This is a genomic window from Meiothermus luteus (genome assembly GCF_003574085.1).
Taxonomy (GTDB): Bacteria; Deinococcota; Deinococci; order Deinococcales; family Thermaceae; genus Meiothermus; species Meiothermus luteus.
Map to the genome: position 1 here is coordinate 1 of NZ_QWKZ01000037.1, position 24,587 is coordinate 24,587.

Here is a 24,587-nt window from a genome sequence, read left to right on the forward strand (position 1 = left end):
GGCCAGGAAGGCCCCGCCCACCGTGGCCATGACCGCCGATATACCCCAGGCCACCGCCACCACTCGAGGGGCGTTGATGCCCAGGGCTAAGGCCGCAGTTTCGCTCTCGGAGATGGCCCGCAGCAGGATGCCGTAGCGGCTGTACTTGAGCATGGCGATGAGAAGCAAGGCCAGCGGAAGGGCCAGGATCAGGCTCCAGACTGCTTTAGACGAGAGGAAGACCTCCCCTAGCCTTAGGGCCAGGTTGGGCACCTCTTTGGGGAGCTGAAAGGCATCTGCGGTGCCCATGGCCTTCTGGTCAGGGCCCCAGATGAGCAGGGTGGCCCCGTCCAGGGCCGAGGCCAACCCAATGGTGGCCATGATCACCGCCACCACGTTGCGGCCCAGCAAGGGCCGCACAAAGACCCGCTCCACCAGCACCCCAAAGGCAAAGGCCAGGGGCAGGGCCAGCAGGATGGCGGGCAGGAGGGAGAAGAAAAGGGAAAAGGTGTAGGTGAGGTAGGCCCCTATGAGCAGGAACTCGGCGATGGCGAAATTAACCACGCTGGTTGCACGGTAGACCAGCACAAAGCCCGCCGCGATGACCGCATAGAGGGCTCCATTGGCCAGACCGTTCAGGGCGGTTTGTAGGTTAAGCGCGAGGTCCATATCGCTTCAAATTCTTCCCGGGGGCGGTTGGGGGATGCGGTTCATCCCCGGCTCGAGGCAAGCGGGCCCCCGGGTTGGGGAGTGGCGGGCGGGCTTTAGACCTTGGTGCCGTCAATCCAGTCGCTGATGGCGTCAAAGCGGCCATCGCGTACGTTGGCCCGGTACAGCTTGGTGAAGGGCAGGCGGTGGTTCACCCAGCGCAGGTTGCGGGCCTGGCCGCCTGCGTTGTAGTCGCCCAAACCCTCCAGGGCCTCTATCATCCCTGGGCGGGTGAGCTTGCCGGCGGCGTGGGCCCGGCGCATGGCTTCGGTGATTACATCCATGGCCATCCAGGAGCCCATGTAGTAGGTGGTGCGGTAGGAGAGGTCGCGCCCTTTGGCCCGGCGCAGCGCCCGGATTTGCTCCACAGCCGGCACCGTTGCGTCGTAGTAGTAGGCGTTGTGGTAGGTCACGATGAAGCCGTCCGCCGCGGCGCCGGCCCGCTGCATCAGGGCCAGCTCCGCCGAGTAGTAGGTGCCCATGAAGGTGGCCCGCACCCCTTGCTCCCGCGCGGCCCGGATCAGGATGGGCTCTACGGTGAGCACATAGCCCTGGAGGATTACAAAGTCGGGCTGGGTCTGGCGCAGCTTGGTTACGATGGGGGTGGCGTCGGCGATGGCCAGGGGGGTGATTTCCTCACCTACGATCTGGAAGCCCAAGCGGGCCGCACGCTCCTTGATGAAGGGAATGGGGTCCCGGCCAAACTCGGAGTTGGAGTAGCAGAGGAATATCTTTGCCCCGCGGCCCCGTTGTAGGCGAATTTGCTGCAGGAGCGCCCCCGCCATGTCGTTGTAGGTGGGGCCGAAAACGAAGATGGTGGGGTAGGTGTTGGGGTCGGCCAGCTCGTTGGAAAAGGAGGTGGCGGTGTAGGGCAGGCGCAGCCGGGTGATCTCGGGGGCCAGGGCTTTGGAAAGGCCCGTGGAGTCGCCGTAGACAAAGACCAGCTCATCGGCGCTCTCCCGCTGCACGATGCGGTTGAAAGCCGCGGTGCCCCGGGCCACATCGTAGCCGTCGTCCTCCACGATGAGCTCGAGCCGCCGCCCTCCTATCCCCCCACTGTCGTTGACCCGGTCGGTGAAGTCCCGGAAGGCTTCCAAAGCCGCGTTTCCGGCAAAGGCAAAGGCCCCGGTAAGGGGTAGAATCGCGGCCAGCTTTACCGGCCGGGCCTGGGCCCGGGCAATCATCCAAGGGCTATACACGGCGGATGCAGCTACACCTGCTTTGAGTAGTTGCCGACGGGTCATCTTCATGGGCGTCCTCCTTCAGGTTTTGTGGTGAGACCAGAATACATGACCCAAAGAAATTTGTGTACCCGGTCCAAGACCGGTGGCGTGGGCCGCCCCTTCCCTTAGAGCCCCAGGTTGGGGAAACTGGAGGCCATGAACCCTAGCCTGACCCACCCCATCGTTCTGGAGGGCCTCCGGGTGCGGCTAGAGCCGCTGACCCTGGGCCACCTGCCGGCCCTTTTGGAGCTAGCCCAGCTCGAGGAATACCCCTACGCTACGGTTCCCAAGACCGAAGCTGGGATGCGCCGCTACATTGAGGCCGCCCTGGACGAGCAGAGTCGGGGCCTGGCCCTTCCCTTCGCCACTGTGGACAAGACCACCGGGCTTCCGGTGGGCAGCACCCGCTTTATGGCCTTTGAATACTGGCCTTGGGAGCCGGGCAGCCCCCACAGCCGCCCCGGCTGCCCCGATGCGGTGGAGATAGGGCACACCTGGTTGGCCCCTCACGCCCAGCGCACCGGCATCAACCTCGAGGCGAAGCTGTTGATGCTGCAGCACGCCTTTGAGGTCTTCCAGGTGCGGCGGGTAACCCTGAAAACCGATGCCCGCAACCTTCGCTCGCGCCAGGCCATCCTTGGGCTGGGAGCGGTTTTTGAGGGGGTCTTGCGGGCCCATCGCCCAGCAGCCGATGGGGGTGTACGGGACAGCGCCATGTACAGCATCCTGGCCGAGGAGTGGCCTGCGGTCAGGGCCCGCCTATTGAACCGCTTGGGCCGCTAAGTGGGGGTTATTTGCGCGGCGGTTGGCTGGGCCGGATGTCCAGCTCGCTCACGGTGATGCGGGGATCGCTTTGGAGCAGATATAAAACCGCTTGGGCTACGTCCTGGGGCTGGATTTTCCAGGTGGCCCCGGTGGGGTTCCCCGCAAAAGGGGTGTCTACCGAGCCTGGTAAAACGCTGCTGACCCGGATGCCGTGGTAGCGCAGGTCAATTAGGGCGGCCTCAGAGAGGCCCAGAAGGCCGAACTTGCTGGCGTTGTAGGCGGCCCCTCCGGCGAAGGCGCTCTTGCCGGCCATGGAGCCGATGTTGATGATGTGGCCGCCGCCTCGGCGGAGCATGGCCGGTACGGCCGCTTTGATGGCGTAGAAGGGGCCGGTGAGGTTGGTGTCAATGACCTGCCGCCACTCCTGTAGGCTTAGCTCGTGAACGGGCTTGAAAATGCCTATGCCGGCGTTGTTGATGAGGTAGTCCAGCCCGCCAAAGTGGGCCTCGAGCTGGGCTACCGCCCGCTCCACCTCCTCGTAGCGGGTGACGTCGGCAGGCAGGGGCAGGCTGTTGCCCAGCTCTGTGGCCAAGCGGGCCAGCTTTTCCTGGCTGCGGGCCAGAAGCCCCACCCCCACCCCGTGGGCCACAAGCTGGCGGGCTATCTCCAGGCCGATTCCAGAGGAGGCCCCGGTGACCAGGGCCACTTTTCCACGCAGGCTCAACATGCCCCAATGATGCTTGGAAGGGGCGGCTGAGCGCAACTCAGGGTTGGACAACAATCCTTCCCCGCATGCCGAGCTGGGCGTGCCCGTCCACCGAGCAGATGTACTCTATCTCCCCGGCCAGGTTGAAGACCACCTTCTGTCGCTCCCCCGCGGCGAGGCGGCGGGTGCCAAACTGGAGCTCCGGAGGGGTGCCTGGGGCCGAGACCGCGTCGTGCACCCCCTGGTCGGCATTTACGAACTCAATGCAGCCTCCTTTGGGGAGGGTTACCCGTTCGGGCTGGAAGGGCTGGGTGGGGCCCACCATTTCCACCACCTGGCAGCCGCTGGGCTCGAGCCCGCCTTGAGGGCTGCACCCGGCGGCCAGCAGGGCCAGACCAAGAACAATCCAGACGCGCATGGTCCCAGCTTAAGGGCCAGGCCCCACAGGGGTTCTTTAGCCTTTCTTTACTCCTGCATGGGCTGTTCCTTACGGGCCAGGCCCAGCCGGTGGGCCTCTACGAGGGCCCTTAGAGCCTTGCCCCGGTGGGAGTAGCTGGCCTTTTCCTCCAGGGTCATCTCGGCAAAGGTTTTTCCCGCCTCGGGCACCCAGAAGAGGGGGTCGTAGCCAAAACCCCACTCGCCGCGCGGGGCCTCTAGAATCTCCCCCTCGGTTTCCCCGCGGTAAAGCTCCATGTAGCCGTCGGGGTAAGCAAGGACCAAAACCGCCACGAACCGGGCCTTGCGGGCCCCTGGGGGCACCCCTTTGAGGCGCTCGAGCAGGTAGACGTTTCGTTCTACGTCGGTGGTCTTGTTGCCGTAGCGGGCCGAGTAGACCCCGGGCTCACCCCCCAAGGCGGCCACCTCGAGGCCCGAGTCGTCGGCCAGGGTGGGCAGGCCGCTTTGTTTGGCGGCGTAGGCTGCCTTCAGCACCGCGTTGTCCTCAAAGGTGGCCCCCTCCTCGGGCGGCATTTTGAACGGGTAGTCCAGCAAGGAGAAAAGCGTCCACCCCAGGGGAGCCAGCCCCTCTTTGAGCTCGCGAAACTTGCCTGGGTTGGAGGTTGCGATGAGCAGGTGCATCCTCCCCATCTTAGCGGTTTTGTCCCTCGGGGGTGGGGTTTAATTGGGCGTGTACCCGCCGCACCAGCTCGGGAATTCGTTCCAGGCCCAGCTCGAGCATGGCCTGGTAAGTAGAACGGGGCACCGGACGGCCCTCGCCTGCCCCGTGCAGCTCGATGATGTCCCCGTTCCGGGTGGCCACCACGGTAAGGTCGGCCCAGGCGTTCTCGTCCTCGAGCCGGGTGAGGTCAAGCAGCAGGCTGCCGTTGCCCATCCAACCCACGCTCACCGCGGCAAACTCGGTTAAGGGCCACTCGTCTAGCTTTCCCTGCCGCACCAGCCGGTCTAGGGCCATGTGCAGCGCCGCGTAGCCTCCCAGGAGAGAGGCCACCCGGGTTCCGCCGTCGGCCTGAATCACATCGGCATCCACCACCACCGTCTTCCCAGGCAGCAGCCTCAGGTCCAAGGCGGCCCGGAAAGCCCGCCCCAAAAAGCGCTGTATCTCCGCGGTGCGCCCCGAGATTTTCTGGCGCTCCCGCTCCTTGCGCTCTTGGGTGGAGCGGGGCAGCAGGTTGTACTCGGCCATCAGCCAGCCCTGCTTGCCAGAGGCGTGGCGGGGTACTCCCTCGGTGATGGAAACGTTGACCAGAACCCGGGTCTGGCCCAGCTCAACCAGGGCTGAGCCCTCGGCGTACTGCACATAGCCCATCTGGAGCTTGAGGGGGCGTAGCTCGTGGGCCGAGCGGCCGTCCTTGCGCTTCATCGCCCGAGACTTTACCATAAGGCCCTTTGCCGCTAGAATAGGCGGGCGTGCCGGTGTAGCTCAGCGGTAGAGCACTCGATTCGTAATCGAGCGGCCGTCGGTTCAAATCCGACCACCGGCTCCAGTTTGGAACTAAACCCGAGGGTAGACCGCCCTCGGGTTTGTGTGTCCGGTAGCCCAGGCTCTTGGCGGTGAGGGCGGAGGCAGCCATCCTTGGAACCCCATCTAGCGCCAGGCACGCTCTTTAACCACCGCTTCTTGATAGCTGTTCCCGGGCCCAGGGGGCCAGCTCGGTGAGGCTACGCATGGGCGGCAGGGTTTTGGCCAGGGGCCCGTGCACCACCAGGGGTACGGGGTTTCGGGTGTGCTGAGGGTGCCAGGGCTCCTCGGCGTTGCCGTGGTCGGCGGCGATGACCAAGGTGACGGGCGGGCTGGCCTCGAGGAAGCCCTCCACGAAGCGGTCTAGCTCGCTAAAGCGGGCCTCGAGTTCGCCTGGGGCCCGATGGGCGGTGTAGTCCAGGGCCCAGTTCTCCAAAATGGTCAGGTGGTGCTCCCGGGCCAGCTCTGCAAAGCGCCGCCCTGCGGCCTTGGGTGCAGTCCAGAAAGCCGGTGGTAGGGCTAAGGGGTGGTCTAGCGGGAGCAACGTCAGCCCGGCGCAGCGGGCCGCGTAGCCGAAGGCCGAGAGGAGGTTGCGGCGGCTTTGCTGGACCCGCTCCAGGTACTCGGCTCGGTAGCCGTTGGCGTGAAGCACCCTCAGGCCCCGCCTTCTGGCCCAGACCTGGAGGCTTTCTTGGGCCAAGAGAGCCTGGAGGCTGCGTAGAGGGTGGGGGCCTTGGTGAAAACCTAGTATCTGGGCCGCGTTCTGGCCGGTGAGAAGGGCGGTCTGGCCGGTGCCGGACTGGGGCAGCCCCTCCACGCCAAGCCCGGCGTCCAAGACCCGGTAGGCCTGGCTAGGCCGGTCAGCGGGCTCGAGGCTGAACCCCTGGCTGAGGGTTTTTAGAGTGGGGAGCTCCAGGCAGCGGAGCGGGCTTCTGGGGTCGTGCGAGAGCCCCAGCCCGTCCACAAAGAGCAAGGCCAGCATACTCAGATGGCCCGGGCCAGCCCCATCTCTTCAAGGCCACGCAGGGCCTCTATGGCGTTGGGGTAGCGTTGACGCACATCCTTGGCGACCAGCCGGTTGAGGTAGGCCTGGAGCTCTTTGGTGGTCGCTAGCCCGGTCTCCGGCGCGGCCACCAGCGGGGGAGGGAGGTTGCTCAGGTGGGCCCGCATAACTTCTGCTGGGTCGCCGGTGAAGGGCAGTTCGCCGCTTAGGGCCCAGTAGAGCAGGATGCCTGCCGAGTAGACGTCCGAAGCAGGGGTGGGGGACTGGCCGCGAATCTGTTCTGGAGCGATGTAGGCGATGGTGCCCAGCCGCACCCGCTGGCTGAAGCGTTCGCCCACCGGCCCTGAGAGGTCAAAGTCCACCAGGCGGGAATCGCCGGTGCCGTCTACTACCAGGTTTTCCGGCTTTACGTCGCGGTGCACTAGGTTTTTGCTGTGCATGTGGGCTAGGGCCTCGAGCAGATGCCGAAACACCGCCAGCACCCGGCCTGGGTTGTCCTTGCGCCACTCGGAAAACCGGCTTCCTGGGGCGAAGGCCAGGAGCACAGCGGGGTTTTCGCCCCCTTCCTGGGGCACGTTGAGGCGGGCCAACACGGGGTTGATGTGGGGGTGTTTGAGCTGCTGGCCCACCCTCCATTCCCGGTCGGCCCGGCCTTCAAAGCCCTTGGGAAAGACTTTTAGGGCATAAGGGGTGCCGTGGATGTCAAAGGCCAGGTAGACCGTGGCCAACGAGCCCCGGGCAATGGGACGGATGACCTTGTAGCGGCCCTCCAGGGTGATGCCGGCTAGCCCCACGCCAACACTATACCCGCTTTCTTTCAGGGGTTTTGGGCAATCTTCACCGGCTGTGAGCTTTTTACGGGAAGTGTCCCGATTCTTATACTCCTGAAGGAAGGGGTGTTGCCGTGCGCGGTTTGGTGTTGTCCGGCGGTGGGGCCAGGGGGCTGGCCCACATTGGGGTGCTGGAGGTTTTGGAAGCCCAGGGGTTTGAGGCTGAGGTGGTGGCGGGTACCAGCATGGGAGCGGTGGTGGGAGCGCTTTACGCCTCGGGCAAGCGACCTGGGGAGATTCTGGAGATAGCCCGCTCCACCCCCTGGCTGCGCCTGCTCGACCTGGTGCCCCGGCCTGGCCTTATCTCTCAGCGAGCCTTGCGGGAGTTCTTGGCCCGGCACCTGCCACCCCGGTTTGAACACCTAAAACGCAGGCTGGTGGTGACCGCAGTGGACCTCGAGGCTGGGAGACTGGCCTACTTTACCGAAGGCGACCTTCCCGGAGCGGTACTCGCCTCGGCTGCATATCCAGGCCTGGTTGCCCCCGTGCAGTACCAAGGCCGCACCTACGTGGACGGAGGCGTTCTTGACAACCTGCCGGTGGACGCTGCCCGGTTTATGCAGGCGCGCTACGTGCTGGCGGTGGACGTGACCCCGGAGATGGAGCTTTTTGGGGTGCCGCGCTCCTCCATCGGCCAAATTCGGCGGGCCATTGACATCATGCAAAGCCACCTGACCGCTGCTCGGCGCTCGCTTTACCCTCCAGAGGCCTACATCCGCCCAGACCTACCAGGGGTGGGCTTGGAGCAGTTCGGCCGCTTGGAGGAGATCGTGGATGCGGGCCGCAGGGCTGCGGCCGGCCACAGGCTGGTGAGGGGAGTTTAAGGTGGCCCTGGGGTATGCTATGGGCCGGACTGGAGACGCCTTACGATGAGCAGGTTTTTGGAGTACCTTTTCAAAGAGTGGTTCCGCCAGGTAGGTGAGGCCCTTTTGCTGGCCTTTTTGGTCACCACCTTTCTCTTCACCACGGTGGGCGTGGTGGGCAGCTCTATGAACCCCACCTTGCTGAACGGGGAGCGGGTTTTTGTTCCCAAATACGAAACCTGGCTGGTGCGCTTTGGATTGATGCAGTGGCGGCGCGGCGAGGTGGCCATCGTCAAACCCCCCGAGGGCACCCCCAATGCGGTGGCCCAGTTTCCGGTCTTGGGGTTTCAATTCCGGGCCTTCTTCATCAAGCGCATTATCGGCCTGCCGGGCGATGAGGTTAGCCTGAGGGATGGGGTGGTCTACGTGAACGGCCAGCCCCTCAACGAGCTGCACATCACCGCCTCCCTCCAGCCCTACCCCGACAGCTACCCGATGGTCTGCTACCGCGATGGCCGCCTCACCGCCCTCATCACCCAGCAGCAGGTACGCTTCACCCCTGAGCTCTTGCCCGACTACCTCAAGCCTACCCTGCGCATGCTGGTTCCCCCTTCGGAGGAGGACTTGGCCAGAAGCCGTCTGGGTGAGCACTGCTTTACCAGCGCACTCAGGCTCGAGCCGGGCTACTACTTCGTGATGGGGGATAACCGCACCTTCGGGGGCTCGGAGGATTCCCGCACCTTTGGTCCAGTACCCACCAGCGCCATTGCTGGCCGGGCCAACGCGGTCTGGTGGCCGCTGGGCCGCATCCGGGCTTTGCCTGTGCCGGAAGGTTTTAGGGCTTTGGAAAAGTGAAAGGGGTTTTCCCTGCCTGGGCCCCTTCTCATATCGGCTTCACCCTGGGGCGCTAGATTCCGAGGCAGTGGAAATGCACGGCACCACCATCGTAGCGGTACGGCGGGACGGTGTGACGGCCATTGCGGGGGACGGCCAGGTAACCCTGGGGCAGACCATCCTCAAGGCGGGGGCGGTCAAGGTGCGCCGGCTGGAGGTGGGTGGGGGGGTCTTGGTGGGCTTTGCCGGTGCGGTGGCGGATGCCCTTACGCTTTTGGAGAAGTTTGAAGGGGCCTTAAAAGAGGCCAAGGGCAGTTTGCCGCGGGCGGCCATAGAGACCGCTAAGCTTTGGCGCACCGACCGGGTTTTGCGCAACCTCGAGGCCATGCTGATTCTGGCCGACCGGGAGAACCTGCTCCTGCTTTCGGGCAGTGGAGAGGTGCTAAGCCCCGACGAGCCGGTGGTGGCGGTGGGTTCGGGGGGGCCTTACGCCTTGGCCGCAGCCAAGGCCTTGCTGCGGCACTCCACCCTCTCGGCCCCTGAGATAGCCCGGGAGGCGATTCGCCTGGCCGGAGAGATAGACCTCTACACCAGCGGCCAGCCCACCCAGGTCTTGAGCCTGGGGGACCCCGCCCGAACCTCATCAGGAGCGATATGAACCTCACCCCAGCGGAGATTGTCCGCGAGCTTGACAAGCACATCGTGGGGCAGACCGCGGCCAAGCGGGCCGTGGCGGTGGCCCTGCGCAACCGGATGCGCCGCAAGAAGCTGCCCCCCGAGCTGGCCCGCGAAGTGACCCCTAAGAACATCCTTATGATTGGCCCTACCGGGGTGGGCAAGACCGAGATTGCCCGGCGGCTGGCCCGGCTGGCAGGAGCACCTTTTTTGAAGGTAGAGGCCACCAAGTTTACCGAGGTGGGCTATGTGGGCCGCGATGTGGAGTCCATCGTGCGTGACCTGGCGGAGGCCTCCTACCAGCTCGTCATGCAGGAGATGAAGGCCAAGGTGGAGGGGCGGGCCCGGAGCCTGGCTGAGGACCAGGTGGCGGCCCTTTTGCGCATATCGCCCCAGGAGCTACGCACTGGGCGCTACTACGACCAGTACGTGGAGGTGGAGGTGGCCGAGGAAGCCCGCTTACCGATGGCGGGGATGTTGGGCGGGGAGCCTATGCAAGGGCTCCAGGAGATGCTCAAGGGCCTGCTGCCCCAGCGGCGGGTGCGCCGCCGGATGCGGGTGCGCGAGGCGCTGGAGGTGCTGAAGAACCAAGAGGCCGAACGGATGGTGGACAAGGAGGAGGCCTCCCAGGAGGCGTTGCGCCGGGCGCAGGAGGAGGGCATCGTCTTCATAGACGAGATAGACAAAATTGCCCGCAGCAAGGGCGCTGTGGGTGGGCCGGATGTTTCTGGGGAAGGGGTGCAGCGAGACCTCTTGCCTATTGTGGAGGGTACGGTGGTCTCTACCCGGCTGGGGCCCCTTTCCACCGACCACGTGCTCTTCATTGCAGCGGGGGCCTTCCACGTTTCCAAGCCCTCCGACCTCATCCCAGAGCTCCAGGGGCGTTTCCCAATCCGGGTGGAGCTCGAGCCGCTGGGTCCTAAGGAGTTTGAACGGATTTTGCTGGAGCCAGAGAACTCCCTCCTCAAGCAGTACAGCGCCCTGCTTGCTGCCGATGAGACCGAACTCCACTTCACCCCGGAGGCCATTGAGGCGGTGGCCCGGTTTGCTCACCAAGCTAACCAAGAGTTGGAGGATATTGGCGCCAGGCGGTTGTCCACCGTTTTGGAGCGGGTCTTGGAGGAAGTTTCGTTCCAGACCTGTTTGGGGCGGGTGGAGATCACCAAGGAATATGTGGAAGCTCGACTCAAAGACGTGCTGGCCTCGCCCGACCTGTCGCGCTATATCCTATGAGGCAGCCCGGCGCTTTCGGTCGTTCTTGCGGATGGCTTGAGCGAATCAGGAGGAAAACGATGCGTTTTTGGTTTTTGATGACGGCGCTGGCTCTGGGGGGCGCCCTGGCCCAGCAGGCCCCCAGCCAGCCCACATCGCGGCCGCAAAATCAGGCCAGCCTCTGCGCCCTGCTCTACGACGCTGGGCGTCCCGAGGCGGCCCTTGGCGCGTGTGAGAAGGCGGTCAAAGACGCACCCACCCCGGAGAACCTCTACCTGTTGGCCCGGGTCCAGTCCGAACTGGGCCGCTTTACCGCGGCCACCGAGAACCTTCGCCGCGCGATTACCATGAACAGCAGCTTCACCCAGGCCTACGTGGCCCTGGCCCAGGTCTACGTGCGGCAGTACCTGCTTTCGGAGAACCGGGAGGCCTCTAAGGGCCTTTTGGACCAGGCTTTGGTGGTGCTTCGGGAGGCTGAGCGGGTCAACCCCAAGTACGCCCCTATCTACGCCACCCGGGGTACCGTGTTCGTCTACCAAAACCGCCTGGACCAGGCCGTGGAGTCCCTTCAGCGCTCCCTTTCGCTCAAGGATGAACCGGTGGTGCGGGCCTTGCTGGCCGATGTCTATATTCGCCAGGGCAAGTGGGAAGAGGCCCTGAAAAACTACGACGAGGCCGTGAAGGCTGCTCCCAAAAACGCCGCTTTGCGGATTAAGTACGGAAGCTTGCTCCTCTTGCGGGGCAACCTGGACCTGGCCATTGAGCACCTGGACCAGGCGGTGGTGCTGAGCCCGGGCAACGCCGAGGCCTGGCTGCGGCGAGGGGACGCCTACTATGAGAAAAAGGACTGGCAGCAGGCGGGGGTTTCCTACCAGCAAGCGGTGGCCCTCTCCCCGGTGCGCTACCCGGATGCCTATGTGGGGCTGGGTCAGGTTTACATGGAGCTGAAGGACTACCAGAAGGCCCGCTTTAACTTCACCAAGGCGGTGGCCTTGGAGCAGAACAACCCCGTCTACCGTTACTGGTTGTGCCGGGCCAACGAGCTTCTGGGGGATAAGGAGGGGGCCAGGGTGCAGTGCGAGCAGGCCCTGAAGCTGCGGCCTGACTACAAGGAGGCCCAGGAGGTGTTGAGCCGCCTGAAGTGACCCCCAGGGTGGGGCCGGTCCGGGGAAGCCCCGGACCTTTTGTTTTTTGGAAGAAAAGAGGGGAATGCATTGCCCAACAACGTAATCTCCCCTATAATCGCGCCATGCCCTGGCGATTAGAAGCCTGGAGCCCCGAGTACGACCTTCCCGAGCGGGTGGAAGGGGAGGGGGTAGAGGGCGCCGCGGTTCAGGCTGAAATTGAAGGGGAATGGGTGGCCCACACGCCCCCTAGGCTGGCCCTCGAGCGCTGGCCGGTGCTTTACCTGGTAGACGGCCGTCAGCGGGTTGAGGCCCAGCTCGTCGATGCTGCGGGGCGCAAGGCCCTCTTGGCCACGGTCATAGCCGGCGCGGTGCGCCGGGACGAGAGGGGAATTTCCCCTGTGGGGGAGCCGCGCAAGCGGCATATTCTGCTCCACAAGGATGAAGTAGAGCCCTTGCCCCCAGGGTTGGAGCACTACCAGCCAGTGCGGGTGCGGGAGATGGACCCCACGAGCCTCAGGGCCCGGGTTACAGAAGAGATGCGGCGGCTAGAGGCCGCTGTGGTGAACGGGCTAGAAGCCGGTTATGTGGTGGTGGATGGGCAGCTATACCCAGGGGAGGAGGGCTTTAGGCATCCAGGTCGGCTGATGGGCTACACCAAGACCCAGGCCGCCACCTACCTAAGCCCGGAGCACCAGGCCCTGCTGCACCGGCTGGAGCCCTACCAGCGCACCCCCATCTTCTGGGTGCCTGGGCGGGCCTTCAACCGATTGGTGGACGTTTATTCCTGGTACGTGCGGCTACCTTTAGAGCCGCGGACTCCTTTTTATGGGGCCGCCGCCTTGCTGCGGGTGGAGTCGCCGACTCTTGAGCCTGCCGAGGCCAAGGCGCTGGCTGACCTTTCGGTGAGCCTTTTTTGCACCATGGCCTCTGCCCCCTGGCGCGACCCCAGGGCGCCGCAGAACCTGGTGCCGGTCTTCGGGCTCGAGCAGTGGTTGGGGCGGCACCTGGGTTCTTTGGAAGTGGTGCGACGTCGGATTGTGCAAGCCCTGTTCCCGTAGGAGGTGAAGGTGAAGCAGGTGGGTGTGGTGCTGGGCAGCCGAGAGGTGCGGCCGCTGGACTTCTGGGTAGCGGTGCCGGAGGGGAGCTACCTTCGGCTGGACGACCTGGTCTACGTGGAGTTTCCCCACCCCGACCCCAGCCGGGGGAGCGTGCGCTACTACGGCATGGTGGACGAGGTCCTCAAGGTTTACGAGGGGAACACCTTTGACACCGATGTTTTTCTGGCCCAGCGGGAGCTTTTGCCGGTCAGCGTTGCCTACGTGGCCCATGTTCAGGTTACCCGCATCCTTCCGGAGGAGTACCTGCCGCCAAGCCCCGGCGCCCCGGTCTACCTGGCCAACGAGCAAGAACCCCTGGCCCTGGCCCTCTACTACGAGGGGATGGAGAGAAAGCTTCCGGTGGGGGTGCTCAAGAACGGCGAGGTGGTCTACGTCAACTTTGACTTCTTGAACGGCTTCAAGGGGGGGCACGTCAACATCTCAGGGATTTCCGGGGTGGCGGCCAAGACCAGCTACGCCACTTTTTTGCTCCATAGCCTTTTTCACGCCCCTGCCAACCCCCAGAAGGCCACCACCCGGGCCATCATCTTCAACGTCAAGGGCGAGGACCTCTTTTACCTGGACAAGCCCAACCGGGGTTTGCGGGAAGAGGACCGGGCGGCCTACCAAAAGCTGGGGCTGCCCCCACACCCCTTCCAAAGCGTGGCCTTTCTGGCCCCCCCTAGGAAAACACCGGGGGAAATCCTGCCCGATGTGGCCCGGATGGATGCCACCCCCTATCACTGGGACTTGGTTCAGTTTTGCCGCGAGGGGCTCCTACCCTTTCTCTTCGCCGACCGGGGAGCCATGAGCAACCTGGGCTTTTTGATTGACCAGGTCACCGAGCGGCTGCGTCGGCTGGGAGAAGGACAGCGGGGCCCGGGCCTGTGGGTGGAGGACTGGGCAGACCAGGTGGCCCTTGAGGAGATGGGTTTTGAGGAGCTGGGCAAAGGGCGCATCGTCAGCTTCGCTCAGCTCGTGCGCTACATTGAGTTCAAACTCCTGGGGCCAGAGGCTGCTTCGGACGAGGAAGAGTCCAAAGGCGACCCGCTTTGGACTGCCCGGCAGAGCCGGAGCACCCGCGAGGCCTTCGCCCGGCGGCTGCGGGCGGCGGTGGGCAACGTGGCCCACCTCATCCGGGGCGACAGGCCAGGCCGTCCCCCTGACCCCTTGGGCGCTTCGGCCCAGGTCAGCGTGGTGGACATCCACGGGCTTCCAGGCCAGGCCCAGATGTTCGTGGTGGGTGCTCTGCTCAAAGCGATTTTTGAGCGTAAGGAGCGGGACGAGTATAGGGGCCGGGTCTTCGTGGTGCTGGACGAGCTAAACAAGTACGCTCCCCGCGAAGGGGAAAGCCCCATCAAGGACATACTTCTGGACATCGCGGAGCGCGGGAGGAGCCTGGGGGTGCTCCTGATAGGCGCCCAGCAGACCGCCTCAGAGGTAGAAGGCCGGGTGGTGGGCAACGCGGCCATCCGGGTGGTGGGCCGGCTGGATGCCGCCGAGGCCGAGCGCCCCGAGTACCGCTACCTGCCGGCTTCCTTCCGACAGCGGGCCATGATCCTTCCCCAGGGAACCATGATTTTGCACCAACCGGAGATTCCGGTGCCGCTGGCCCTCACCTTTCCCTTGCCGGCTTGGGCCATGAAGCAGGAGGAGGTGCAGGAGGACCTTTCGGCCGAGGCCCTCTCCCGGTTGATAGACTAGCCGTGGGCCATGACCCAGAGGCATTTGCGAGCTGTGCTGCGCATGTACGCCCAGGGGTACTTTCCGCTGGGGCTCGAGCGGGGCGTGGGTTGGTTTGACCAGCGGGCCTACGGAACCCCCTATCGGGCGGTTATCCCGCTGGACGGGGGTTTCCACATCCCTAAGAGCCTGCGCCGGGTGCTCAACGCGGACCGCTTTGAGGTGCGGATTAACGGCGACTTCCCCGGGGTGCTCGAGGGCTGCGCCACCAGGGGCTGGACCTACCGGAGCGAGACTTGGATTACCGAGGAGATAAAGGAGCTCTACTTGGAGCTGTACCGGCACGGCTACGCCCACAGCTTTGAGACCTGGCTGGACGGCAGGCTGGCCGGAGGGATTCTAGGGGTGGCCCTGGGCGGGGCCTTCATTGGGGACAGCATGTTCTACCGGGTTCCCAACGCTTCCAAGGTGGCCTTGGTCAGGCTGGTGGAGTACCTGCGGGTGCGCGGATATGAGCTTTTTGACGCCCAGGTAATGAACCCTCATCTGGCCCGCTTCGGGGCCCTGGAGGTTGAACCGGGGGAGTTTCAGGAGTGGCTGCGGCGGGCCGTGCAGAAGCCGGTCTGCTTTGTAGAAGGGGCCCCAGCGGCGGCGTTTGAGGCTGGCCTCGGGGGGCCGTAGGATGGGGTACATGAGGCTTTTTAGCACCTTTTCACTGGTGGCCCGAGACCCACAGAGCGGCGACCTTGGGGTTGCCGTGGCCAGCAAGTTCCTAGCGGTGGGCGCGGTGGTGCCCTGGGCTCGAGCCAGGGTGGGAGCGGTGGCGACCCAGTCCTACGCGAACCCCGCGTTTGGTCCGTTGGGCCTGGCGCTGATGGAGGCTGGGGCGGGTCCTGAGGACATCTTGGCGGTTTTCGCCCGCAACGACCTGGAGCTGCCCAAGCGGCAGTTTGGCCTGGTGCTGGCCAGCGGCGAAAGCCTGAGCTACACCGGCCCGGAATGCCATTCTTGGGCGGGTGGCCGTTGGGGGCCCAACTACGCGGCTCAGGGGAACCTGCTCACTGGCCCTGAGGTGGTGGAAGCCTTGGAGCAGACCTTTCTAAACCGCGCCGACCTACCCTTTCCAGAGCGCCTTTGGGCCGCGCTGGAGCAGGCCGACCGGGCTGGAGGGGACAGGAGGGGGCGGCAATCCGCAGCCCTTTTAGTGGTGGGTCAGGGCAAAGGGTATGGGGGGATGGAGCGCTGGATTGACCTGCGGGTGGACGACCACCCCGACCCGGTGGGGGAGCTGGGTCGGCTTTTGCGGATGCATCGTCTGCTTTTTGACAGGGGGGAGGCTCGCCCGCTGGAGACCGAGGAAATCGCTTGGCTTCAAGCCTTGCTGCGCGCCCATGGGCACTACACCGCAGAGGCTACCGGCCGGTGGGATGAGGCCACCGAGCGGGCCCTTTGGGCGCTTTTGGGAACGGAGAACCTGGAGCAGCGGTATCGGGGCGGGCCTGCTTTGGACGAGGTTACCTTGCGCTACTTGAGGGAGAAATTTGCATGAGAGAGGCCGTGATTGGGGCCGGGGGGGTGTTGTTCAATCCCCAAGGAGAGGTGCTTCTCATCCGGGACTGCATGGGCTACTGGTGCTTCCCCAAGGGCCACGTGGAGGGGGGGGAGAGCCTGGCAGAGGCGGCTTTGCGCGAGGTAGAGGAGGAGACCGGCATTAGAGCCGAGATTGTGGCGGAGCTTCCTGCCACCCGCTACACCAACAACAAAGGGGTGCCCCGGGTGATCCACTGGTTTTTGATGCGGGGGGAGGGGGCGGTTCGCCTGGAGAAGGGTTTGAGCGGGGGAGGATTCTTCAGCCCCGAGGAGGCCCGGCAGCTCCTGGCTTTTCGGGAGGATGTGGCCCTGCTGGAGCAGGCCCTGGGCCAAGGGGGGTAGAATTGGGGTAGCGAGGCGCACCATGGCAGTATACCGTTTGGATGAGCATACCCCCCGGATTCACCCTACGGCCTTTGTGGCGCCAAATGCGGTTGTGGTGGGACAGGCCGAGATTGCCGAGAACGCCTCGGTGTGGTTTGGTGCGGTGGTGCCCCCGGGCATGGAGATACCCGACGGGATGCTGGCCATAGGCATCCCGGCCAAGGTGCGTGGTCCGGTGGAACCTCCCAGAAACGCCGAGCACTATGTGGCCCTCTCCCGCCGTTACCTGGCCCATCTGGCCCCCATCGCGCCGCTTGGGCGCTACCAGCTCACCCTGCGCGGGCAGGATGCGCTCAACCCTTTCAGCGATCTGCACCTTCAGCTCAAGCGAAGCGAGGCTGAGGCCCTGACGGCCTTGCGCTCTGTCGCGGAAGGAAGGGCGGCCGATATCAGCACCGAGATGCTGCAGACCCTGCTGCGGGAGGGATTGATCCGGGCGGTGTAAGGGGCCTGTGGGGTATGCCTAGGTTTGCATTGTTCCTGCTCTTCTGTTTGGGGATAGTGTTGGCCCACGCGGAGTATGAGCGCTCTGTGCCGGCGGCCAACTCCATCCTCAGTAAGAGGCCTGGTTCGGTGGTGGTCTACTTTACCCAGCCCGTTGAGGTCAGGCTCTCAGCCTTTGGGGTCTACGCCCTCGAGGTTCCCCGGGAGGCCTGGGGAAGTCCGGTCCGGCTGCGCCAGATGGCCCAGCCGTTGGTGCGCCGACTGCTCGCCGGGAATGCGGGCCGCAGGGTGGATGTGGGCCTCGCGACCACCGCCCGCACCAGCCGGAGCGTGGTCTTGCGGCTTAGGCCCGACCTCGAGCCCGGCCCCTATGTGGTGGTGTGGAGAAACCTGGGGGTAGATGGGCACAGCGTTTCCGGGTTCTTCGTGTTCGTCTACCGGCCCTGAGCCATGCCCCACGAGCACCAAGGCCTCCAGTACGTGATTCGGACAGCGCTGTACCTGGGCGTCTTTCTGCTTCTGGGGACGGGGGTGCTGGTCCGTTATCTGGGCTGGAAGGTGTCCCGCCCTCAGCGCTGGTGGGCCTGGCAGGTGCTCTCGGGGGGGTTTTTGCTGGCCTTTGGGGCCAGCCTCTACGGGGCCTACCACACCGTGTGGATGCTGGGGGACACAGCCCTTTTGGGCCGCTACCTGTGGCAGACCCAGCAGGGGAACCTAATCCTGCTGCGGCTTTTGATTTTGTCCTTACTGCTCCTCCTCTCCATGGGCTGGTTTCGCTGGGACCGCTGGCTTTACCCGCCGCTGGCGGTGGGCCTGCTGCTGACCCTGAGCCTGACCGCCCACGCGGCCGGGGAAGGGGTGGTGGGGGTGGTGGCCGACCTGCTGCACCTGGTTTTAGGGGTGGCCTGGGCCGGGGGCTTGCTGGCCCTGGCCCTGCTTTGGAGGGGGGCCCCTCCTGAGGCGAACCTGCGGGCCTTGAGGCGCATAAGCCAGGTAGGGGGTAGCCTTTTTTTGGGGATGGCGCTGCTTGGGGGGTATCTGGCCTTGGTCCGGCTGGGCGATTTGGCCAACCTCTGGACCACCGCCTATGGGCAGCGGCTATTGGTCAAGCTGGGTTTGGTGGCCCTGGTGCTTTTCCTGGCCGCTTTCAACCGCTTCTGGCTGCTGCCTCGCTGGGAGGCTGAGGGCCGGAAAGGCCTGTATCTGGTGGGCCTGGAGGCCTTCCTCCTTCTGGGGGTGCTGGGGGCTACCGGGGTGGTAGCCGGCACCGAGCCGCCTGGCCCTACCCCGCGGGCCCCTAGCCTGATCCGAATCGCCGAAGGCTACGGGGAGGGGCGTTTTGTGGGGCAGCTTTTCAGCCAGGCTGGGGTGATTCACCTCTACTTAGACCTTAGGGACAAAGAGGGCAACCTTCTTCCCACCGGCCCGGCCCTGCGGGTAGGGTTGGAAAGGGAGGGGCTGGTCCACCAAGAGGTGCTGCGCCCTTACCATAGGTCGCAGTACCACCTGGCCTACCTGGCCGAGGAGGGTGGGGTCTGGGAGGTGTGGCTCGAGCTGCCCCACAAGCGCCTGGCGTACGTTTTGTGGGTGGGCCGCTGAGGGGAAACGCCTATTAACGCGAGGGTTTGCGCCAAGGGGGTTATGCCTCACAGGCCTGGCCGCTTGGTTCTGTTAGCTTTGGCCTTGGGCGATGAGAAGTTGGGCGGTTGCGCTTTGGATTGGGCTTTGGGCGGGCGCGCTGGCCGCGCCGGTGGAACTCAAGGTCAACCTAAGGGTGGGGGAAGCGCCCCTGGAGTGGGGCCGTGTCTACCAGACCCCCATGGGCCAGCGCTACCGGATAGACCTGCTCAAGTTTTACATCTCCGAGCTGGCCCTGGTGCGGCCTGATGGCAAGGAGGTGAGGGTGGAGGGGCTGGCCCTGGCCGAGTTCCGGCGGGGTGGCCCAACCCAGGGGGTCTCGGTGATGCGCTTTGAGGCCCCGCCGGGGGAGTACCGGGGGCTCCGCTTTGACGTGGGGGTTCCGCGGGAGCTTAACCACCTGGACGCAGCCACCCAGGAGCTTCCCCTGGGGGTCAACTCCGGGATGTACTGGGCCTGGAATCCAGGCTACATCTTCTACCGGCTGGAGGGCACCGCTTTCCTGGGAGGGAAAGAGGAGAAATGGGTGGTCCACATGGGCACCGACGCTTTTCGTATCCCGGTGCGCCTGCACGACCTGCAGATGCGCCGGGTGCGCCTGGAGGTTCCCCCCCGGGGGACAAGCCTGGTGCTAAACCTGGACGTCGGGCGGGCATTTCTGCCCGGGCCTAATGGGGCTTTTCTGGACTGGCAGCAGCCGCGCCTGCGCCAGCTCCACGGCATGAGCCCGGAGACCGCCATGGTGATGGCGGTGGTGTACTACCATATGCTGAGCGCCTTTTCCCTGGCCCGATAGCCGGAGGCGGCTTGGATGCGTGTGGGACGATGGCTTTTGGTCCTGGTACCCTTGGTCCTTTTGGGGTTGGAGCGGCCTCCGGTACTCCCTCACGCCCCAGCCCCAGACCCCCGGGCCCTGGTGCCCAGGGTCGTTCCCATCCCGCCTGATAACCCCCAGACCCCGGCCAAGGTGGAGCTGGGCCGCCGCCTTTTCTACGACCCCAGGCTTTCCTTGGACGGCAAGGTGGCCTGCGCGAGCTGCCACCGGCCGGAGTTCGCCTTTAGCGACGGGGGCAATCCGGTGAGCGTGGGAGTTTTTGGCCGCGAGGGCACCCGCAACGCCCCTACCCTTACCAATGTGGCCTTCCGGCGGCGCCTCTTCTGGGAGGGCCGCTCCCCTCGGCTCGAGCTCCAGGCCGTGGGCCCCCTCACCGCCCACCACGAGATGGGCATGGAGCCCGAGGCTCTGGCCCGGCGGCTCTCTTCCATTCCCGAGTACGCCCGGGCCTTTCAGGAGGTTTTTGGGGAGCCCCCAAGCTTGAAGAACGTGGCCTTCGCCCTGGCCGCCTTTGAGCGCACCCTGCTCTCCTACAACAGCCCCTTTGACCGCTTTGTGGCCGGCGACGATCGCGCGCTGTCCCCAGCGGCCCTGAGGGGAATGGAGCTGTTTTTCAGCGAGAGGGGGGACTGCTTTCACTGCCACGTGGGGCCCGAGTTTACCGACGACGAGCCGCGCAACACCGGGCTTTACACCGTGTATCCGGATGTCGGCTTGGCCCGGATAACCGGAAGGGACGAGGATGTGGGCAAGTTCAAGACCCCCACCCTGCGCAACGTGGCCCTGACCGCACCCTACATGCACGACGGCTCTAAGAAGACGCTGCGGGAGGTGATGGAACACTACAACCGGGGTGGGGAGCCCAACCTGAACGCCGATCCCCTGATTCGTCCGCTGGGCCTCAGTGAAAGTGAGGTGGATGACCTGGTGGCCTTTTTGGAGTCCCTGACCGATGCCCAGTTCATCTCCAACCCGGCCCTTTTGCCGTCTCGGTAGTCCTCCACTCGTCGCTTCGGCTACGCTTTAGGGCCTCCGCGAAGGCCTGGGCAGCCTGGTCCACCTCGGCCTCGGTGGTGAAGCGGCCCAAACTGAAGCGCACCGAGGCCTTGGCCTCCTCTTGGCTGCGCCCAATCGCCAGCAGCACGTGGGAGGGCTCCAAGCTTCCGCTTGTGCAGGCCGAGCCCGAGGAGGCCGCCACCCCCAGCAGGTCTAGGTTGAGCAGCAGCCCCTCACCGTCGGCCCCTTTGGCGGTGACGTTGACGTGTTTGGGGCTGCGCAGGCTGGGGTGGCCGTTGAGCTCCACCCCGGGAATAGCCAGAAGCTGCGATTCCAAGCGTTCTCGCAGCTCCAGCAGCCGCTTAGACTCCTGGGGCAGCATGGCCGCGGCCTTCTCGGCAGCCAGGCCCATCCCGTAGACCCCCGGGGGGTTCTCGGTACCCCCCCGGTAGCCCCCCTCCTGCTTTCCGGGAATCAGGGGGAAGAGCTCAATGCCCCTTCGCACATAGAGCGCCCCCGCCCCCTTGGGCCCGTAGAACTTGTGGGCGGCGATGGAGATGAGGTCGGCCCCCAGGTCTTCCACCCGGCAGGGGACCGTGCCGAAGGCCTGCACCGCGTCGGTGTGGAAGAGGACACCCCGGGCCCGGCATAGTTCCGCCACCGCTCTGACTGGATAGAGGGTACCGGTCTCGTTGTTCACGGTCATGAGCGAGACCAGCAGGGTATCCGGCCGCAGCGCCTCGGCCACCTGCTCGGGGTAGATCAAGCCGTAGCGGTCGGGTGCCAGCAAGGTCACCGCAAAGCCCAGCCGCTCGAGGTTCCGCAGGGCCAACAGGACCGCGGAGTGCTCCACCTGGGAGCTGACCAGGTGCCCCCGGCCCCGGGCCAGGGCCACCCCATACAGGGCCAGCGCGTTGGCCTCGCTGCCCCCGCTGGTCAGAACGAGCTCGCGGGGCCGGCAGCCCAAGGCCCCTGCCAGCCGCTCGCGCCCCTCCTCGAGGAGCTGCCGGGCCCTCCTTCCAAAGCTGTGGATGGAGCTCGGATTGCCGTAGGTTTCCAGGGCCTGTGCGACCCCGTCCTTGACCTCAGGGTCAAGCGGGGTGGTGGCGGCGTAGTCAAGGTAGATCATGGGCTATGCCGGGGGGGCGGGCTCGAGCTGCACCAGTCTGCGGGCCTCAATGAGCTTCCGCTCTTCAATCAGGTCTTTGAGGGTGGTGCTCCGCAGCACCCCCCGCATGGCCTCGTCCACCCGCTTCCAAAGGGTCTCGGTGGAGCAGTGGCCGGTCTGCCAGCAGGACTCCGGGTCGTCCAAACAGACCACCGGGGCTAGGCTGCCCTCCAGGGCCTCGACCACCTCTAAGGCGGTGATTTTCTCGCTGGGCCGGCCCAGCCTGTAGCCACCCCGGGCCCCCCGCACGCTGCGGATGAAGCCAGCTCGGCGAAGCTGGGCGGCGATCTGCTCCAGGTAGTGCTGGCTGATGCCCTGGGCCTCGGCCACCTCCTTGAGCGGCACCGCCGCCGGCTGGCGCAGGCCAATCTCAACCAGGGCCCGCAGGCCGTACTGGGCTTTGGTGGAGACCCACATGGCCCCATTATAAACCCACAAAACCAGTATGGAATAGGGGGTATTTTTAGGCCGGGTAGGCCGCGGCCCAGCTGATGTGGAAGGGCACCTCCTGGCCTGGCGCGGGCCTCGCTTGGGGTGGCTGGTAGGCCAGAAGCGGGCCCCAGGGGCTCTCGAGGTGCACCTCCAGCCGCTCGCCCAGGTACGAGACGTGCCGCACCCGGCCCAGGAGTTCCCCCTCCCCCAGCCGCACGTCCTCGGGCCGCACCGCCAGCAGTGCGGTCCCGCCGAAAGGCTTGGGGGCGAAGGCCGGCAGCCGTACCCCGCCCAGGTGGGCCCAGACCCCTCCTTCGCGGGGCTCGGCCTGGGCGCTTAGCATGGAGCTTATCCCGATGAAGGAGGCCACGAACGGGTTGGCTGGGTAGCGGTAGACCTCCTCGGGGGTACCGAGCTGCTGCAGGCGGCCGGCGTTCATTACCGCAATCAGGTCGGAGAGGGCCAGGGCCTCTTCCTGGTCGTGGGTGACGTAGAGGGCGGTGATGCCCAGCTCCTGCTGCAGGGCCCGCAGCTCGGCCCGCACGCTGCGGCGCAGCTTTGCGTCTAGGTTGGAAAGCGGTTCGTCAAAAAGCAGCAGGGGGGGCTCGAGCACCAACGCCCGGGCCACCGCCACCCGCTGCTGCTGCCCCCCGGAGAGGGTGTGGGGGGGGCGGGCTCCCAGGCCGCCCAGGCCTACCCGTTGGAGGGCTGCCTCCACCCGCCGGGCCACCTCGGAGGCCGCCAGCCCCCGGTTTTTCAGGCCGTAGGCCACGTTCTCAAAGACCGACATGTGGGGGAAGAGGGCGTAGCTTTGGAAGACCATCCCCAGCCCCCGGCGGTAGGCGGGCAGCTCGGTGATGTCCTGGGTTCCTAGCCGGATGCGGCCGCTGTCGGGGGTCTCGAGGCCCGCGACCATCCGCAGGGTGGTGGTCTTGCCGCACCCCGAGGGCCCCAGCAGGGTGAGGAGCTGGCCCGCCGGCACCGTGAGCGAGAGGTTGTCCACCGCGGTGGTTTCCCCAAAGCGCTTGGTCAGGCCCTCTATTTCCAAGTCCAGGCTCATGGCATCGGCCCTCCCATCCGCACGTCAAAGCGCCGGCTCAGCGGGAACAACAGCAGCACCACCAGCAGCAGGCTCAGGATCATCACCGTACTCATGGCCGCGGCCCGGCCCATCTGCCCCTGTTCCACCCAGCCCAAAAGCAGCACCGTGGCCAGCAGGTTGCCGGGGCCCACCAGGAAGATCACCTGGCTCACCGCGGTCATGCCCCGCACGAAGGCGAAGGCCAGCCCCCCGATGAGGGCTGGGAGCAGCAGGGGGAAGACGATGCGGCCCAGGGTGCGGGGGGTGGAGGCCCCTAGGCTGGCCGAGGCCTCCTCCAGCGCGGGGTCAATCTGGGCCAGGCCGGCCACCCCAGCCCGGATGCCCACCGGCACCTCGCGGAAGATGAGGGCCAGCACGATGAGGGCCGTGGTGCCCGTAAGCACCCAGGGCTCGGCGTTGAAGGCCAGCACATACCCCACCCCCATCACCGTGCCCGGCAGGGCAAAGGAGAGCAGGGCAGCGAATTCCAGGGCCCGCTTGCCCACGAAGGCCTGGCGGAAGACCAAATAGGCCAGCAGCAGCCCCAGCAAGGCGGTGGGCACCGCCGCCAGCAGGGCGATTTTGAAGGTGTTGAGGAAGACCGGGAGGCCCAGGGTCAGGAAGTCTTGGTAGTGCTTTAGGGTGGGGGTGTAGTTGAAGCCCCATAGCTGCACCAAGGAGCCCACCATCACGCTGCCGTAAAGCCCCAGCACCAGCGCCCCCCACAGGAACAAAAGCGCGGTGGAGAGGCCCTCGAGCCAGCCCGGTAGGGGCTGGGGCCGGCCCCCGCCAGGCTTCCCGGTGGTGGTGACGAAGGAGGTCTGGCCCAGCCAGCGGTACTGCAGCCAGAAGACCAGGAGCACCAATAGGAGCAGCACCAGCCCGTAGACCGCGGCCTCCACCGGGTCGTAGCGCCCGGTAAAGGCGATGAAGACCTCGGTGGCCAGGTAGTTGCGGTCGCCCCCCAGGATGAGGGGGTTGCCGAAGTCGGAAAGCGACTCAATCACGCTAAGCAAGAGGGCGTTGGCCAGACCCGGGCGCAGCAGGGGCCAGGTCACGCTGCGGAAGACCCGGCCCGGCCCGGCCCCCAGGGTGCCAGCGGCCTCCTCGAGGGCGGCGCTCAGGTTCTGCACGCTACCCCGCAGAACCAGGTAGGCCACCGGGGTAAAGGCCAGCACCTGGGCAGCCACTAGGCCCACCGGCCCGAAGAGGAAGTTCTGGTCGAGGCCCAGTACCCCGGCGGTGATGAAGCCGTTGCGCCCGAACATGAGGATTAGGGCGAAGGCCAACACAAAGGGCGGGGTGATGAGGGGCAGGAGGGCCAGGCCATTCAGCAAGGGCCCCAACCAGCGCAGCCGGGTGCGCTGCTGCAAGAGGGCGAAGAGCAGGCCCAAGAGGGTGGACAGCGGGGCCACCACCGCCGCCACCAGCAGGCTCGAGGCCAGCGCCCCGCGCC

At 65.6% G+C, this 24,587-nt stretch carries 28 protein-coding genes and 1 tRNA gene; 17 read left to right on the forward strand and 12 right to left on the reverse strand.

Annotated elements, in window-relative coordinates; all coding sequences use genetic code 11:
• Both Mlute_RS07030 and Mlute_RS07035 read right to left on the reverse strand, forming a co-directional pair.
• Positions 1 to 648, reverse strand: a 648-nt coding sequence (locus tag Mlute_RS07030) for a branched-chain amino acid ABC transporter permease (protein WP_147371044.1), incomplete at its 3' end; no start/stop codon positions are given.
• Positions 649 to 743: 95 nt separating this feature from the next.
• A complete protein-coding gene (locus tag Mlute_RS07035; protein WP_119360037.1) occupies positions 744 to 1,931 on the reverse strand; it encodes an ABC transporter substrate-binding protein in 1,188 nt (395 codons plus the stop codon).
• Between the two features lie 135 nt (positions 1,932 to 2,066).
• Here Mlute_RS07035 and Mlute_RS07040 point away from each other — a divergent pair, with 135 nt between their 5' ends.
• Positions 2,067 to 2,693, forward strand: coding sequence for a GNAT family N-acetyltransferase (locus Mlute_RS07040; protein WP_119360014.1), 627 nt, complete (start codon positions 2,067 to 2,069; stop codon positions 2,691 to 2,693).
• 7 nt (positions 2,694 to 2,700) lie between these two features.
• On the opposite strand, the gene Mlute_RS07045 is transcribed toward Mlute_RS07040, so the two are convergent.
• Genes Mlute_RS07045 through rph form a run of 4 tightly spaced genes read right to left on the reverse strand, consistent with a single transcriptional unit; the run spans position 2,701 to position 5,200 of the window.
• Positions 2,701 to 3,402: an SDR family oxidoreductase gene (locus Mlute_RS07045; protein WP_119360015.1), complete on the reverse strand. Its 702-nt coding sequence runs from the start codon at positions 3,400 to 3,402 to the stop codon at positions 2,701 to 2,703.
• Between the two features lie 37 nt (positions 3,403 to 3,439).
• The gene (locus Mlute_RS07050; RefSeq protein WP_119360016.1) at positions 3,440 to 3,799 is read right to left on the reverse strand and encodes a cupredoxin domain-containing protein; all 360 of its coding nucleotides are present in this window, start codon (positions 3,797 to 3,799) and stop codon (positions 3,440 to 3,442) included.
• A 47-nt stretch (positions 3,800 to 3,846) separates the two neighbouring features.
• A complete protein-coding gene (rdgB, locus tag Mlute_RS07055; protein ID WP_119360017.1) occupies positions 3,847 to 4,458 on the reverse strand; it encodes an RdgB/HAM1 family non-canonical purine NTP pyrophosphatase in 612 nt (203 codons plus the stop codon).
• Between the two features lie 10 nt (positions 4,459 to 4,468).
• Complete coding sequence (gene rph / locus Mlute_RS07060) at positions 4,469 to 5,200, reverse strand: ribonuclease PH (RefSeq protein ID WP_119360018.1); 732 nt, start codon at positions 5,198 to 5,200, stop codon at positions 4,469 to 4,471.
• Positions 5,201 to 5,249: 49 nt separating this feature from the next.
• On the opposite strand from rph, the gene Mlute_RS07065 reads away from it, so the two are divergent.
• Positions 5,250 to 5,324 (forward strand) — tRNA-Thr (locus tag Mlute_RS07065).
• A 120-nt stretch (positions 5,325 to 5,444) separates the two neighbouring features.
• On the opposite strand, the gene Mlute_RS07070 is transcribed toward Mlute_RS07065, so the two are convergent.
• Both Mlute_RS07070 and Mlute_RS07075 read right to left on the reverse strand, forming a co-directional pair.
• Positions 5,445 to 6,281, reverse strand: coding sequence for a metalloenzyme (locus Mlute_RS07070; protein WP_119360019.1), 837 nt, complete (start codon positions 6,279 to 6,281; stop codon positions 5,445 to 5,447).
• A gap of 2 nt (positions 6,282 to 6,283) precedes the next feature.
• Positions 6,284 to 7,096, reverse strand: a complete 813-nt coding sequence (locus tag Mlute_RS07075) for a serine/threonine-protein kinase (RefSeq protein WP_182482494.1) — start codon at positions 7,094 to 7,096, stop codon at positions 6,284 to 6,286.
• 110 nt (positions 7,097 to 7,206) lie between these two features.
• Between Mlute_RS07075 and Mlute_RS07080 the strand changes: the two genes are divergently transcribed.
• The 15 genes from Mlute_RS07080 (at position 7,207) to Mlute_RS07150 (ending at position 20,450) form a co-directional block, all read left to right on the forward strand.
• Positions 7,207 to 7,956, forward strand: coding sequence for a patatin-like phospholipase family protein (locus Mlute_RS07080; RefSeq protein ID WP_119360021.1), 750 nt, complete (start codon positions 7,207 to 7,209; stop codon positions 7,954 to 7,956).
• A gap of 45 nt (positions 7,957 to 8,001) precedes the next feature.
• The gene (gene lepB, locus Mlute_RS07085; protein ID WP_119360022.1) at positions 8,002 to 8,790 is read left to right on the forward strand and encodes a signal peptidase I; all 789 of its coding nucleotides are present in this window, start codon (positions 8,002 to 8,004) and stop codon (positions 8,788 to 8,790) included.
• Between the two features lie 73 nt (positions 8,791 to 8,863).
• The gene (gene hslV / locus Mlute_RS07090; RefSeq protein WP_119360038.1) at positions 8,864 to 9,427 is read left to right on the forward strand and encodes an ATP-dependent protease subunit HslV; all 564 of its coding nucleotides are present in this window, start codon (positions 8,864 to 8,866) and stop codon (positions 9,425 to 9,427) included.
• Positions 9,424 to 10,677 (forward strand): ATP-dependent protease ATPase subunit HslU, encoded by a 1,254-nt coding sequence (locus tag Mlute_RS07095; RefSeq protein WP_119360023.1) that lies wholly within the window; start codon positions 9,424 to 9,426, stop codon positions 10,675 to 10,677. The genes hslV and Mlute_RS07095 overlap by 4 nt, the downstream gene beginning before the upstream one ends.
• A 59-nt stretch (positions 10,678 to 10,736) precedes the next feature.
• Positions 10,737 to 11,801: a tetratricopeptide repeat protein gene (locus tag Mlute_RS07100; RefSeq protein ID WP_119360024.1), complete on the forward strand. Its 1,065-nt coding sequence runs from the start codon at positions 10,737 to 10,739 to the stop codon at positions 11,799 to 11,801.
• A gap of 104 nt (positions 11,802 to 11,905) precedes the next feature.
• Positions 11,906 to 12,841: a DNA double-strand break repair nuclease NurA gene (locus Mlute_RS07105; RefSeq protein WP_119360025.1), complete on the forward strand. Its 936-nt coding sequence runs from the start codon at positions 11,906 to 11,908 to the stop codon at positions 12,839 to 12,841.
• 9 nt (positions 12,842 to 12,850) lie between these two features.
• Positions 12,851 to 14,584, forward strand: coding sequence for an ATP-binding protein (locus Mlute_RS07110; protein WP_119360039.1), 1,734 nt, complete (start codon positions 12,851 to 12,853; stop codon positions 14,582 to 14,584).
• Between the two features lie 9 nt (positions 14,585 to 14,593).
• Positions 14,594 to 15,244 (forward strand): leucyl/phenylalanyl-tRNA--protein transferase, encoded by a 651-nt coding sequence (gene aat, locus Mlute_RS07115; protein ID WP_119360026.1) that lies wholly within the window; start codon positions 14,594 to 14,596, stop codon positions 15,242 to 15,244.
• Positions 15,245 to 15,254: 10 nt separating this feature from the next.
• A complete protein-coding gene (locus tag Mlute_RS07120) occupies positions 15,255 to 16,112 on the forward strand; it encodes a DUF1028 domain-containing protein (RefSeq protein WP_119360027.1) in 858 nt (285 codons plus the stop codon).
• The gene (locus tag Mlute_RS07125) at positions 16,109 to 16,495 is read left to right on the forward strand and encodes an NUDIX hydrolase (protein WP_119360028.1); all 387 of its coding nucleotides are present in this window, start codon (positions 16,109 to 16,111) and stop codon (positions 16,493 to 16,495) included. Before Mlute_RS07120 ends, Mlute_RS07125 begins: the two co-directional genes overlap by 4 nt.
• Positions 16,496 to 16,517: 22 nt before the next feature.
• Entirely contained in the window at positions 16,518 to 16,982 is a 465-nt protein-coding gene (locus Mlute_RS07130; RefSeq protein WP_119360029.1) for a gamma carbonic anhydrase family protein, read from the forward strand.
• Positions 16,983 to 16,996: 14 nt separating this feature from the next.
• On the forward strand, positions 16,997 to 17,428 hold the full coding sequence (locus Mlute_RS07135; RefSeq protein WP_119360030.1) for a copper resistance CopC family protein: 432 nt from the start codon (positions 16,997 to 16,999) through the stop codon (positions 17,426 to 17,428).
• 3 nt (positions 17,429 to 17,431) lie between these two features.
• Complete coding sequence (locus Mlute_RS07140) at positions 17,432 to 18,580, forward strand: copper resistance D family protein (RefSeq protein WP_119360031.1); 1,149 nt, start codon at positions 17,432 to 17,434, stop codon at positions 18,578 to 18,580.
• Positions 18,581 to 18,671: 91 nt separating this feature from the next.
• On the forward strand, positions 18,672 to 19,415 hold the full coding sequence (locus Mlute_RS07145) for an MbnP family protein (RefSeq protein WP_119360032.1): 744 nt from the start codon (positions 18,672 to 18,674) through the stop codon (positions 19,413 to 19,415).
• Between the two features lie 15 nt (positions 19,416 to 19,430).
• Positions 19,431 to 20,450 carry a cytochrome-c peroxidase gene (locus Mlute_RS07150; protein ID WP_119360033.1) on the forward strand — a complete coding sequence of 340 codons (1,020 nt, stop codon included), beginning with the start codon at positions 19,431 to 19,433 and terminating at the stop codon, positions 20,448 to 20,450.
• On the opposite strand, the gene Mlute_RS07155 is transcribed toward Mlute_RS07150, so the two are convergent.
• From Mlute_RS07155 to Mlute_RS07170, 4 genes are all read right to left on the reverse strand, one after another.
• Positions 20,416 to 21,579 carry a cysteine desulfurase family protein gene (locus Mlute_RS07155; protein ID WP_119360034.1) on the reverse strand — a complete coding sequence of 388 codons (1,164 nt, stop codon included), beginning with the start codon at positions 21,577 to 21,579 and terminating at the stop codon, positions 20,416 to 20,418. The genes Mlute_RS07150 and Mlute_RS07155 overlap by 35 nt on opposite strands.
• 3 nt (positions 21,580 to 21,582) lie before the next feature.
• The gene (locus tag Mlute_RS07160; protein ID WP_119360035.1) at positions 21,583 to 22,035 is read right to left on the reverse strand and encodes an RrF2 family transcriptional regulator; all 453 of its coding nucleotides are present in this window, start codon (positions 22,033 to 22,035) and stop codon (positions 21,583 to 21,585) included.
• Between the two features lie 46 nt (positions 22,036 to 22,081).
• Entirely contained in the window at positions 22,082 to 23,110 is a 1,029-nt protein-coding gene (locus Mlute_RS07165) for an ABC transporter ATP-binding protein (RefSeq protein ID WP_119360036.1), read from the reverse strand.
• Positions 23,107 to 24,587, reverse strand: a 1,481-nt coding sequence (locus Mlute_RS07170; protein WP_147371045.1) for an ABC transporter permease, incomplete at its 5' end; no start/stop codon positions are given. The genes Mlute_RS07165 and Mlute_RS07170, both read right to left, overlap by 4 nt.

What these genes read in the sequence shown, in the direction of transcription:
- Mlute_RS07035 (WP_119360037.1), bottom strand. Translation starts at nt 1,931, where the DNA reads ATGACCCGTCGGCAACTACTCAAAGCAGGTGTAGCTGCATCCGCCGTG.
- Mlute_RS07040 (WP_119360014.1), top strand. Translation starts at nt 2,067, where the DNA reads ATGAACCCTAGCCTGACCCACCCCATCGTTCTGGAGGGCCTCCGGGTG.
- Mlute_RS07045 (WP_119360015.1), bottom strand. Translation starts at nt 3,402, where the DNA reads ATGTTGAGCCTGCGTGGAAAAGTGGCCCTGGTCACCGGGGCCTCCTCT.
- Mlute_RS07050 (WP_119360016.1), bottom strand. Translation starts at nt 3,799, where the DNA reads ATGCGCGTCTGGATTGTTCTTGGTCTGGCCCTGCTGGCCGCCGGGTGC.
- rdgB (WP_119360017.1), bottom strand. Translation starts at nt 4,458, where the DNA reads ATGCACCTGCTCATCGCAACCTCCAACCCAGGCAAGTTTCGCGAGCTC.
- rph (WP_119360018.1), bottom strand. Translation starts at nt 5,200, where the DNA reads ATGAAGCGCAAGGACGGCCGCTCGGCCCACGAGCTACGCCCCCTCAAG.
- Mlute_RS07070 (WP_119360019.1), bottom strand. Translation starts at nt 6,281, where the DNA reads ATGCTGGCCTTGCTCTTTGTGGACGGGCTGGGGCTCTCGCACGACCCC.
- lepB (WP_119360022.1), top strand. Translation starts at nt 8,002, where the DNA reads ATGAGCAGGTTTTTGGAGTACCTTTTCAAAGAGTGGTTCCGCCAGGTA.
- hslV (WP_119360038.1), top strand. Translation starts at nt 8,864, where the DNA reads ATGCACGGCACCACCATCGTAGCGGTACGGCGGGACGGTGTGACGGCC.
- Mlute_RS07095 (WP_119360023.1), top strand. Translation starts at nt 9,424, where the DNA reads ATGAACCTCACCCCAGCGGAGATTGTCCGCGAGCTTGACAAGCACATC.
- Mlute_RS07100 (WP_119360024.1), top strand. Translation starts at nt 10,737, where the DNA reads ATGCGTTTTTGGTTTTTGATGACGGCGCTGGCTCTGGGGGGCGCCCTG.
- Mlute_RS07105 (WP_119360025.1), top strand. Translation starts at nt 11,906, where the DNA reads ATGCCCTGGCGATTAGAAGCCTGGAGCCCCGAGTACGACCTTCCCGAG.
- aat (WP_119360026.1), top strand. Translation starts at nt 14,594, where the DNA reads ATGACCCAGAGGCATTTGCGAGCTGTGCTGCGCATGTACGCCCAGGGG.
- Mlute_RS07120 (WP_119360027.1), top strand. Translation starts at nt 15,255, where the DNA reads ATGAGGCTTTTTAGCACCTTTTCACTGGTGGCCCGAGACCCACAGAGC.
- Mlute_RS07125 (WP_119360028.1), top strand. Translation starts at nt 16,109, where the DNA reads ATGAGAGAGGCCGTGATTGGGGCCGGGGGGGTGTTGTTCAATCCCCAA.
- Mlute_RS07130 (WP_119360029.1), top strand. Translation starts at nt 16,518, where the DNA reads ATGGCAGTATACCGTTTGGATGAGCATACCCCCCGGATTCACCCTACG.
- Mlute_RS07135 (WP_119360030.1), top strand. Translation starts at nt 16,997, where the DNA reads ATGCCTAGGTTTGCATTGTTCCTGCTCTTCTGTTTGGGGATAGTGTTG.
- Mlute_RS07140 (WP_119360031.1), top strand. Translation starts at nt 17,432, where the DNA reads ATGCCCCACGAGCACCAAGGCCTCCAGTACGTGATTCGGACAGCGCTG.
- Mlute_RS07145 (WP_119360032.1), top strand. Translation starts at nt 18,672, where the DNA reads ATGAGAAGTTGGGCGGTTGCGCTTTGGATTGGGCTTTGGGCGGGCGCG.
- Mlute_RS07150 (WP_119360033.1), top strand. Translation starts at nt 19,431, where the DNA reads ATGCGTGTGGGACGATGGCTTTTGGTCCTGGTACCCTTGGTCCTTTTG.
- Mlute_RS07155 (WP_119360034.1), bottom strand. Translation starts at nt 21,579, where the DNA reads ATGATCTACCTTGACTACGCCGCCACCACCCCGCTTGACCCTGAGGTC.
- Mlute_RS07160 (WP_119360035.1), bottom strand. Translation starts at nt 22,035, where the DNA reads ATGTGGGTCTCCACCAAAGCCCAGTACGGCCTGCGGGCCCTGGTTGAG.
- Mlute_RS07165 (WP_119360036.1), bottom strand. Translation starts at nt 23,110, where the DNA reads ATGAGCCTGGACTTGGAAATAGAGGGCCTGACCAAGCGCTTTGGGGAA.